Source organism: Flexithrix dorotheae DSM 6795 (assembly GCF_000379765.1).
Taxonomy (GTDB): domain Bacteria; phylum Bacteroidota; class Bacteroidia; order Cytophagales; family Flammeovirgaceae; genus Flexithrix; species Flexithrix dorotheae.
Window position 1 is genome coordinate 88,350 of sequence record NZ_KB903449.1, and the last position, 11,305, is coordinate 99,654.

Here is an 11,305-nt window from a genome sequence, read left to right on the forward strand (position 1 = left end):
ATTGGCAAATCCAAATTTGTGTCACCCTAAATGTCAGCCCAATAGCCTTGTTAAATTCATAGAATCCCATGGCCGCATTCAGGTCAACCTTCAGATTGTAAAGAGTCAATTGGATTTGATGTGGCCACGCTAATGGATTGATATCCCACAGAAAATATGGTCACCAGTAGCATAAAGCATCCTGTTAATGCATATGTGGCGAAACTTATTTCTGTATGATAAAAATAACCAGCCATGAATTGATTGGTGAATAACCAGGCGATTGGATAACCAATAAATAAACTCACAAATACAAGGTATGCAAAGTCACTGCAGACCATAAAGGTTAAGTTTCCAATTGAAGCGCCCAATACTTTCCTTATCCCGATTTCTTTCTTTCTTCTTTCTGCTGTAAATGAGGCCAGACCAAATAACCCCAAACATGAAATCAGGATGGCTATGAAAGTAAAACTTAAAGAGAGTTTCCCGATAACCCTTTCAGTTTGGTATTCCATATTAAAAACATCATCGAGAAAAGTATACTCAAATGGATAATCGGGGTTATGTTTCCTGAAAACACTTTTTATTTGGGCGACCTGCTTAGTTATTGGAGCCTGTCCCGATAACTTGATGAAGTAATGTGCACCAATATTTTCAGAATACATAAAAATCATAGGTTCTATTCCGAACTTGAGATTATCATTATGAAAATCTTCAGTAATACCCACAATTCGCCCTTTTCCATTCCACATTTCCAATTCTGAACCGACTGCATCTTCTAAACTTAATCCCATCACTTCAGCCGCCTTTTTGTTTATAATATAATTGGACGCATCCTGATCTTCAATGAAATTTCGCCCTTTTTGTAGTTTAATATTAAGCGTGGGAATAAATGCTTGGTCACACCGATAAATTTTAAATCTAATAGAGGAGTTTTCAACTTTGCCAGGCCAAATGGGATCGGTAGTAGTGATAGGGACTGTAAAAATATTATTTCCACCAAAAGCAATGTGCTTAACATTAGGAAGCTGTAATAAATCATTCTTGATCACTTCATAATTATTAATTATTCCCTCATTTTGGTCAAGAACCATAACATTGTCTTTGTCAAATCCAAGATTCCTGTTGCCGATATAGGTTATTTGTTTGTACAAAGCAATGCTTCCAATTACAAGTATTACTGAGGTGGCAAACTGAACGACAATAAGCGTTTTACGTAATTTACTACCTGTAAGGCCTGACTGGTGATCCCCCTTCAATACCTTCACAGGGTTAAATCTTGATAAAACATAGGAGGGATAACTTCCTGCCAGCAATCCACAAATTAAGGTAATGATAAAGGCTCCTGAAAGGAATATGGGATGGGTAAAGTCTAATTGAATGGATTTGCCGGTAATATCATTAAAGAAAGGAAGCAACAATTGCACAAAGGATAAGGCGAACAAAAGTGCAATAAATGATAAAAGCACTGATTCTGTAATAAACTGTATTATCAATCCTGTTTTTTGAGCACCAATTGATTTTCTGATACCCACTTCTCTACTTCGACTGGCTGATCGGGCTGTGGAGAGGTTCATGAAATTAATACAAGCCATTATGAGAATAAGGATGGCAATTCCCACAAACAGATAAATCTGTTGAATTCGTCCACCTACATTTATTCCATTTTCAAAATCTGAATATAGCCTTGACTTTTGGAATTGGAAAAGAAAAGGCGTTGTGGTACATTCAGGACAGTTCTTTTTAATGAGATTTGAAAATTTAGGGTTTGCCTCCTTACTATCGGTATTCAGCATAACCACTGTCCGATTACCACCACTACCCCAATTTTGGGTCCAGGGATTTTCTTTTACAAAAAGCTCAAAAGGAATAATAAATTCAAATTGAAGGCTTGAATTCTTAGGGATATCTGCAAAGACGCTCGAAATAGTGAGATCGTGCACATTACCGATTGACAGTGTTTTACCCAGAGGATTCTCTTGTGGGAATAACTTTTTGGCCAATTTCTGAGAAATAGCTATGGAATTAATATCAGAGATGGGTTTGGCAGGGTTACCCCTTACAATGGGAAAACTAAATATATGAAATAAACTGGGGTCAGCATATAATCCGGTCTCGTTGAAACTGCTGGTTTCATACTGAATTAACATCCTGGTATCATAGCTATATTGAGCGGCCATTTCCACTTCTGGAATCTCACTTTCTATAACTTCTTTCAATTTAGCCGGTGTTGCAGGAAACGTTTCGATTCTACCATCAGGGTAAGAATTATTGATTAGAACACTGAAAATGCGATCGGAATTTTCATGAAATCGGTCGTATGATAATTCATCTGTTACCCAAAGAAGTATGAAAATACTTGCAGTAATTCCTACGGCTAATCCAAGGATATTAATGAAAGTGTATAACTTGTGTCGAAGGATATTTCGGAGCGAGGTTTTTAGATAGTTTTTTATCATAAAACAGTTCAAAAAAATTTTTACAGGCTTAGGGAAACGGAAGAGATAATTGTTGTTCTAAAATCTTCCAATTTTGTTCAACTTGTTCTCCAAACAAAACAATCAGGCTATGAATGAAAACCAGTTATAATTACTAAGGTAATAAATTTTAATGCAATCCGATGCTTTTCATTGTTATAAGGTGTTTTTGATCGGTCTTTGAGTTTCACAAATGATTTGCTATCAATTTAGCAGAGTAGGGGAGGGAGGAGATGAGCAATTAATTAAAGTGCTCTAGAAGTGAATTATAAAAAAAGAAATATCATTTGAATTTAAGGACTGTGGAAGGTGGCCTCCTGTTAACCTAACAGAAGGCCTTTGAATTAATCATTGCTTCCACATGGCTATGTTATAGCCTCTATCCGGAATTATTGAACTAGAATTTTTGAGTTATTTAATAATTGCTGGTTTTTAGTTACTCTGGCAAAATAAATACCTTTTACAGCTCCCTTTTCTTGCAGGTTTATTTTAGTTTGTTGTGGTCCGGTATAACTGCCAAAGAAAAACTGTTGTCCAATAGCGTTGTAAATTGTAATTTCAATTTGGTCAAATTCCAACACGTTCAGATTGAGAAAAAATTCCCCTGAACTTGGGTTGGGGTAGATTACCACTTCTTCCTGGAATAAATTTCCTTCTTCTTTTGAAGCTACAAACCTGGCACTTGAACTGCCGTTACTAAAGGAGAAACTAATGGTAAAATTTCCTATTTCACTTCCATTTGCACCTGATTGATTATAGGCTTTTATGGACAAATTATAATTAAAACCACTCTTAGGAGCAGATGGCGACCAAGGATTGTAATTACCTGCATTATCTCCAAATAATGCATAAGGTGCAGCACTTTCTATTTTCTGATGATCTGTTCCGCCACCGGATCCTTTTAACTCAAATTTTAGGCTACCAATACCAGTTGAATTTGTATTTGCCCGGATATTGAGTTGTTGAGATGGCAAAACATTTAAGTTAATCACGGCATTTTGCGCAATAGGGTCAAAACCTGCGATGGGTTGGTTATTCGCAGCATTTATCAGGGAAACTCCCTGAATTACTCCACCATCTGTACTTTGGTTTTGGCTTGTAAAGGAAATTTTGATGGCATAAGCACCAATGATATTTCCCTTTGCTCCCGCCTGGTCATAGGCATTAACCAGTAAATCATACTGGTGGCCTGCGGCTGGTTTTTGAGGAAGCCAGGGATGGAAATTTCCTGCATTATCCCCAAATAAAGCATATGGTGCATTACTTTCAATTTGGGTATGGTTTAATCCTCCATTAAAACCCGACAGATTAAATTTGATACTGCCTACACTTCTTGCCGTGTTGGCCCTTATGCTGATATTTTGACTAGGAAGTGTTTGCAAATTGATAACTGCATTCGTAGCAATAGGATCATATCCCGAAACTGGCTGATTGTTTATGGTATTTATTAAGGTTAGACTTTGAATTACTTCTCCACCAGATGGACTGGATTTTACTGTAACCAGCATTTCATCGAACGCGGATACATTTTCATCATCTTTTACAGTAAGGCGGAATTTATAAACGCCTTCAATCAAACTACCAACAATAAGGGTACTGGCATTTTTACCAGTAAGTGTGGCTAAACCAGGTCCTGATTCCTGAGTCCAGTTAAAGCTAACAAGGCCTCCGTCCGGATCACTTCCATTTCCAACAATGGATACAGAGTTCTGAGGAAGAAATACCGTTTTATCTATTCCAGCATTTGCAATTGGATCGCTCTTTTCTGTACTTCCCAGGTTTATGAGTTCTAAATAATCTATGAAACCCCAACTGCTATTGGCCATTATTTCAAGCGAGTGAGCTCCCTGACTTAAGTGAACCTCTGGGGATGACATAATACCCAGATAAATGCCTCCCAGTTCACCTGAAAAACTGGAAATTGTACTCTCAATTCCGGTAAAGGTGATGGAATTACCGTCCAGGTTAAAGCTATATCCACCAGGCCAGTAAGCCTTATTATTTCCATTATAGCCTGATCGTAAACGTACCTTTAGTTGATATTTGGAGGCGGTCGAAATGTTAAAACTCAAACCCACCTTGTCATTTTTATCAAATATCGAAACACCCGATTGCTTACTTAAAATGCTGGCATAGACTTTACCTATGGGATTATTTCCCATATCTGTCTTTTTTTGAAAAACATCTTCAGCTTCTATAAAAGAAGCGACCGGTAAGCTAGTTTCTTCAAAATATGCTGTAAGTTTCGTATGGCTTGATGGTATGGATATATTATGGGTTTTTGCGCCATTGTCAGACCAGCTTACAAATTGATAATTTTTCCCATTTAAAACCTGGGGAGATGCCACATTAACCTGACTTTCAAAACCAACTAATTCATCCAAAACAAATGGAGTGGACTTTGGTAAACCATCTAAATTAACCTGCAAGCCAACAGGCACTGTTTCAAATGACACATTGCTTTTTTGAGGGTAAAGTGTATCGGCTTCCGAAGTGGTTAAATTTTCACTGTCCTTTACGGTAAGTACTATAATATACCCGGTGGAGCTTTGAAAACTATGCCCACTTTTAGGAATGGTAAATTCCCCTTTTTTCCCAGCATAACTATTGATAAAAGGATGAGTATGATCATTATGAAGAAATAAAACCTGCCAGATATAATTACTTTCGGATAAAGGACCATCATCTGTGGCAGTGCCCTCAAATACTATTTTTTGCCCTGCTATAAATTTACTCTTATTTACAGGAGAAGTAATTTTAACTATAGGAGGCTGCCCGGTTTTTATGGTTATCTCCTCAGATTGCACGGTTATACCGGGTACACTTACGCTAAATCTTGCTTTATAGGTACCTGATTTAGAGTAAATATGAGTAGCTACAAGTGAATTCGCATTCGTTCCATCCCCAAAATCCCATTTATAGGTTAAAGCTGCACTTCCCGAATAAGATACTTCTCCGGTAAATTTTACCGTAAGCGGAGCTTTTCCGGTAGTTTTATCTGCAATTGCCTTGGTAATAATAGGAGAGACATTTCCTTTGGTATAGTAGATTTTGCGAAATTCTCCTGTATTGACACTGTTTCTGTTAAACATTAAGTAAAAGATTTCTCCTCTAGGTCCTTGCTCTATGTCAACCATTCCAAAAGTGCCTTTAGGGGAAAGAAATTCTTTAGCCCTGTTCTCTCCAGTCCCTGCGGCAGTAATATTCAGATTATTATCCATCTCCAAATACCTGATCCAGCTTTGAGCATAATCTGCAAAAAAATAGACACCTTGAAAATTTGAGGGATAATTTCCCCCTCTATAGACAAATCCCCCGGTAATTGAATTACCCCTGTTGGGAATATGTTTGTAAGCAAATACTGGGTCTACATATTTGGGATCAGTACAGTTGCCATTGCTGTCTCTGTTTGCATCACCACAGTGAGGCCAGCCGTAATTAGCGCCTTTAATGCCATACCTTATATTTTCCCAGGATTTTGAATGGTCGTTGCCTCCAACTTCTCCCATTACAAACTTTTTGCTAACCTTATCGAAATGACCTTTAAATGGGTTTCTCAATCCCCAGGCATAAATCTCTTTCAGTTCCCCATTGGGTCCTGTAGAAGCACCTCCATTGTAAAATGGGTTGTCAGTGGGAACACTTCCATCCTTATTTATCCTTAATAATTTGCCATTATATCTTTTTAAATCCTGTGCCTTGTCCTGTTCAAGTAAATCACCAATTACCAAAAATATCTTGCCATCATCGGAAATATCCATAGCTCCTCCAATGTGGTAGATATGCACGGCCAAATTGAGATAATTTGTGGCTGTTTGCCAAACGATAAATTCACTAGACAAAGAAGCAGTACTACCCGAAGAGGTAAACCGGGAAAGGCGTAGCCTTCCATCCGCAGTAGAATAATAAACATACAAGTATTTATTGGAGGAAAAACTCGGGTCAATGGCCATGGTTAACAAGCCTCTTTCAAACTGTGCATTGATGTTTTGAAGCTTTAAAAATAAGGAAAGCTTTGGGGAGGTTGTATAAGGATCTATAAAATATATTTCCCCATTTTTTTGGGAAATCAGCGCTTTGCCATCGGGTAAAAATTTGATGTCTGTAGGTTGTTCTAATCCCGATGTAACCAATTCATCCTTAAAATCACTGCTAGGCAAAAAAGCGTTTATTTTTGCTTCTTTTTTATCCGGAATATTTTCAAAGGAATACAATTCCAGGGTACTTAATCCCACTAGAATAACAGGTAAAAGTAGTAGTTTAAACATTTCAGGAAATAAGTTTTGTAAACAGGTAATTAAAGGCGAAGTCTATTATATAGCCAGTTTAATTTTAGCCAGTTTTAACAAGGGATATTACTGGTTTTCCTCTATTTTATACTCATTTTTGTATGTAAAAATATGACGGTAAACAATGGTTAAGTCACTAAATACCAGACAGTTTATTTTTTAAAAATCTATTAGTTAGTAGAAAGAGCAGGGCTGGAAATTAAACTTGTTTTATTTCCTTTTAAATAAAAAAATTCCTCCTGTCAAATATTTAAATTAGCTTTGATTAGGAAGTCGTCTAAAAGTGACCATTTTCTAGTAGCTAATGCCCGGTTTCTTTTCTAAAGAGATTTTAGACATTAATTACAAAATGGTTAAAACTTTGGTGAACTTCAGGTGAGGGGTGGAATAAGTAGCAGAACATCACAAATATCATTTTTTAAACTTTTTTTAATGATAGTGTTCAGTTCAATCGATTTTACCTTTCCTTTGGTAAATCCAGTGCCCAAATTTTTGCTCATCTTATTAATTATTTTATTCGCACCTATTTTATTTAATAAGCTAAAAATTCCACATCTTTTAGGTTTGATAATAGCTGGTGCAATAGTAGGAAATCATGGCTTTAATTTAATAGAACGAGATAGTAGTATTATCCTTTCGGGTACAGCCGGATTACTGTACATTATGTTTTTAGCCGGCTTGGAAATAGATCTTCCCGAATTAAAAAAGAATAGGTTTAAAAGTATAGTTTTTGGTATGTATACTTTTTCCATTCCCATGGGTTTAGGTTTTATAGCGGGTTCCTACATTTTAAACTTTTCGGTTATTACCTCAATTTTACTGGCGAGCATGTTTGCCTCCCATACATTGATTGCCTATCCCATTGTGAGCAAATTTGGCATTACAAATAATAGAGCGGTAAACATCACTATTGGAGGGACAATTATTACGGATGTACTGGCATTATTGGTATTGGCTGTGATTGTGGGCATGGTTAAAGGACAAGTAAATACTGAATTTTGGGTAAGGTTGATTTTTTCAATTACTGTTTTTGGTTTGATAGTCATGTTTTTATTTCCAAAGATTGCTTATTGGTTTTTCAAAAAAAATGATGATAGCATTTCCCAATATATTTTCGTTTTGGTAATGGTTTTTACAGGAGCAGTTTTAGCCGAGTTTGCCGGGATAGAAGCTATTATCGGAGCATTTTTAGCAGGTTTATCCCTCAACCCACTTATTTCTCATACCTCTCCATTAATGAATCGAATCAATTTTGTAGGGAATGCCATTTTTATCCCATTTTTCTTGTTGAGTGTCGGAATGTTGATTGATTATGAAGTGTTTTTTAAAGATTTAAATACCTTAAAAGTGGCCTCAGTAATGGTAATTATTGCTACAAGCGCAAAGTATTTAGCTGCCTGGCTAACCCAAAAGACATTTCGATTTTCGGTAAATGAAAGACGAATTTTTTTTGGATTGAGTAATGCACAGGCTGCAGCTACTTTAGCCGCTGTATTAGTAGGTTATAATATTGTTATTGGAGAAACTGCTGATGGTGAACCTTTGAGGTTACTCAACCAAAATGTATTAAATGGGACAATATTAATGATATTAATAACCTGTACTATAGCCTCATTCGTCACACAAAAAGGGGCAAAAAATATTGCCTTGCAGGAAATCACCTCAATCGTAAAATCCGATCATACAGGAAAACCTGAAAGGATTTTAATTTCCCTGAGCAACATGGATACCATTGATGAACTAATAAACCTGAGTATTGCACTGAAATCCAAAGAGAACAAAAATGGTTTAATGGCGCTGAATATTGTGGATACCAATAGCCTGGATGAACTATCGGAAAAACAGGCCAGGAAACTTCTTCTTCAAGCGACCCTAAAGGCTTCGGAAACTGATAACTATTTACAAGAACAAATCCGATTCGATATAAATATTATAAATGGAATTGTAAGTGTGGCAAGAGAGCAAAAAGTGACAGATCTGGTTTTGGGTTTTCATATTAAGAAAGGAATTTCAGATACCTTCCTGGGCGAACTTACCGAAGGAATTCTCACTAAATGCAATGCCAATATTTTTATTTATAAATCCTATCAAACACTCAGTACAATAAAAAGACATTTGGTAGTAATTCCGGAAAATGCCGAAAAAGAGATAGGGTTTCCCTTATGGCTTATTAAAATGTGGAACATGGCCCTCAACACTAAAGGAAAAATGCTGTTTTACGGGCATCCAAATGCGTTGAATTATATTTCCAAAATCCAATCAGAACATCAAATAGATTGTCCCACGATAGAATTCTTTGATTGGGACAATTTAGTTACGCTTAAAAAAGAATTAAAACCAAATGATAATCTAATGGTTATATTAGCCAGAAAAGATCAACCCTCTTACCAACCCTATATGTTATCAATCCCTAAGTATTTACATCAAAATTTTACTAAAACTAATTTTATATTAGTCTATCCAATGCAAACAGAAATTTTTGGCGAATTTGACATCAACCTAACAAATCCATCAATAGAAGATCCTATGGAAAAGTTGGAAACCATGGTGAAGCTTTTTACCAGATTTTTAAAACACAAATAATCCTTCTTAATTAGGAGGGGTAAACCGTAGGATCATGGAAAAAATTTAAATCGTTTTGGCCATATTTCATTATTTTCTATAGGTTAGTTTGATGAAGTTATGGTAATTCCTGAGTCAAATTTATTGCAGTTCAAAACTAATCCATATTTGAGATTTTATCTCATTTTTAGAATCAAATCCTTTTTTGGGATTATTTCTAATATATGGAATTTTGTCCTGTATTTAGAAATAACCCTCTTAATCCAGATAGAAGGGTTTTTTTAGCTGGATTTTTATCAATTATTGTCAATTTTAAATTAAGCACACCCTTTGTCAATAAGTTTTCAATGCCATCATGGCTAAACTAACAATTTTATCTTTATAAATTATCAACACATGAAAACGTTAATGACCTTAGCCCTTTTTATTTCAATATCAATCTTTCAAAACTTTGCCTCGGCACAAAATTGTACGATTTCGTGTGTGGGATCATCTCCTTGTTCAATTGATTGGGATAACATGGTTTGTGATGAAACAGGTTCAGCTCCACAAGATGGAGATTTAATCACTATTACTGATGGGGTGACCGTTCAGGTTACTGATTCCAATGAGAAATTTGATGGTAGTTTAAAAATTGAAAGTGGAGGAATTTTGGAATTTCCTTCTAGTAGTAATAAACTCGATTTAACTGATGGTGGTAGTGGTTGTGGTAATTATATAATTATTGCTTCAGGTGGATATATTAAAGGAAATAGCTCCAGTAATCAATTGAGAATTTGTGGAAATACTATTGCAAAAGGCGGAGGAGGTTGCAATACTAATAACCCGCCAAGTGTAGGGGATGCTCCTCCATATTGTATGAATGGAACTGGATTAACGGGAGTAGTTTCCCTTGATGAAAATGGGGTAAGTTCAATATTATTACCCCTTGAATTAGCAGAATTTTCAGCAGAAAAATTAGGAACTAATGTCTTGCTTGAATGGAAAACAAGTACGGAAAGTAAATTCCACAATTTTGAGCTACTTCATTCCAAGGATGGACTTAATTTTAAAACCATAACTAATATATCTGAGCATAACCATAATATAAACCAATTTACCTATACCCATTATACTCCAGGAGGTAGCCAGAATTATTATAGATTAAAAAGTGCGGATAAAGATGGAAACTTTACGTTTAGCCAGGTCATTTTTATCCAATTAGAAAAACAAAAGGAAATTAAAATTTATCCCACTTTAAATAAAGATGGCGGAAAATTCTTTATCGACCTTTCCGAAAAACATGAAGGTGATATTCAAGTCAATATTTATAAACTTTCCAATGGAAATTTAATTAGTTCTCAAATAATTCAGAATCAATCTTCATCCGGGTTACTACAATTTAATCCAAAATTAAGTCAAAATCATTATTTGGTAGAATTAATTACTAATCAACAGATTGTAAGAGAAAAATTAGTTGTTATTGAATAATCTGATTAGAACAATTCACATCCACTCTCCCGGTATCTCCTAGAAGAATTAATTAAGTAATGGAATAATAATTGTAAAATCATTAACAGTTATTTAATACATTGGTACATGTGGGTTATTTTAAATTTAGATGCCCCTGTTAAACATTTTAAAATTATAATTTATGTTGGCTTACTTAAAAAAAATTTGGTATTTAGGGTTGATACTTGTGGTCATTTCTGCTTGTAGTGAAGATGATAATAACATGGCAAAAATCCAGGTAACACTGGTGGATGCCCCAGCCGATTACGAAGAAGTACTCATTGATATTCAGGAAGTTAATATTAATGTAGGAGATGAAGAAGAAGGATGGCAGTCCTTGGAAAATGCCGAGACCGGAATTTTCGATATTTTAAAATTAACCAATGGTGAAGAGGCTTTTTTAGGAGAAATAGAACTTCCTGCAGGAAATCTTTCCCAAATTAGATTAGTACTTGGAGATCAAAATTCATTAACCATTGATGGAGAATCAACTGATTTGAAAGTGCC

General features: G+C 35.5%; 5 protein-coding genes. 3 read left to right on the forward strand and 2 right to left on the reverse strand.

Features of this window, described 5'->3' with window-relative positions; all coding sequences use genetic code 11:
• Positions 1-83: 83 nt before the first annotated feature.
• Together A3EM_RS0120625 and A3EM_RS0120630 are read right to left on the reverse strand one after the other, a co-directional pair.
• A complete protein-coding gene (locus A3EM_RS0120625) occupies positions 84-2,438 on the reverse strand; it encodes an ABC transporter permease (protein ID WP_020530145.1) in 2,355 nt (784 codons plus the stop codon).
• Positions 2,439-2,845: 407 nt separating this feature from the next.
• Positions 2,846-6,724 (reverse strand): PQQ-dependent sugar dehydrogenase, encoded by a 3,879-nt coding sequence (locus tag A3EM_RS0120630; protein ID WP_020530146.1) that lies wholly within the window; start codon positions 6,722-6,724, stop codon positions 2,846-2,848.
• A gap of 453 nt (positions 6,725-7,177) precedes the next feature.
• On the opposite strand from A3EM_RS0120630, the gene A3EM_RS43125 reads away from it, so the two are divergent.
• From A3EM_RS43125 to A3EM_RS0120650, 3 genes are all read left to right on the forward strand, one after another.
• A complete protein-coding gene (locus A3EM_RS43125; RefSeq protein WP_020530147.1) occupies positions 7,178-9,328 on the forward strand; it encodes a cation:proton antiporter in 2,151 nt (716 codons plus the stop codon).
• A gap of 375 nt (positions 9,329-9,703) precedes the next feature.
• Complete coding sequence (locus A3EM_RS0120645; RefSeq protein WP_157638000.1) at positions 9,704-10,777, forward strand: hypothetical protein; 1,074 nt, start codon at positions 9,704-9,706, stop codon at positions 10,775-10,777.
• 163 nt (positions 10,778-10,940) lie between these two features.
• The coding region (locus A3EM_RS0120650) for a DUF4382 domain-containing protein (protein ID WP_020530150.1) at positions 10,941-11,305 on the forward strand (365 nt) is incomplete at its 3' end.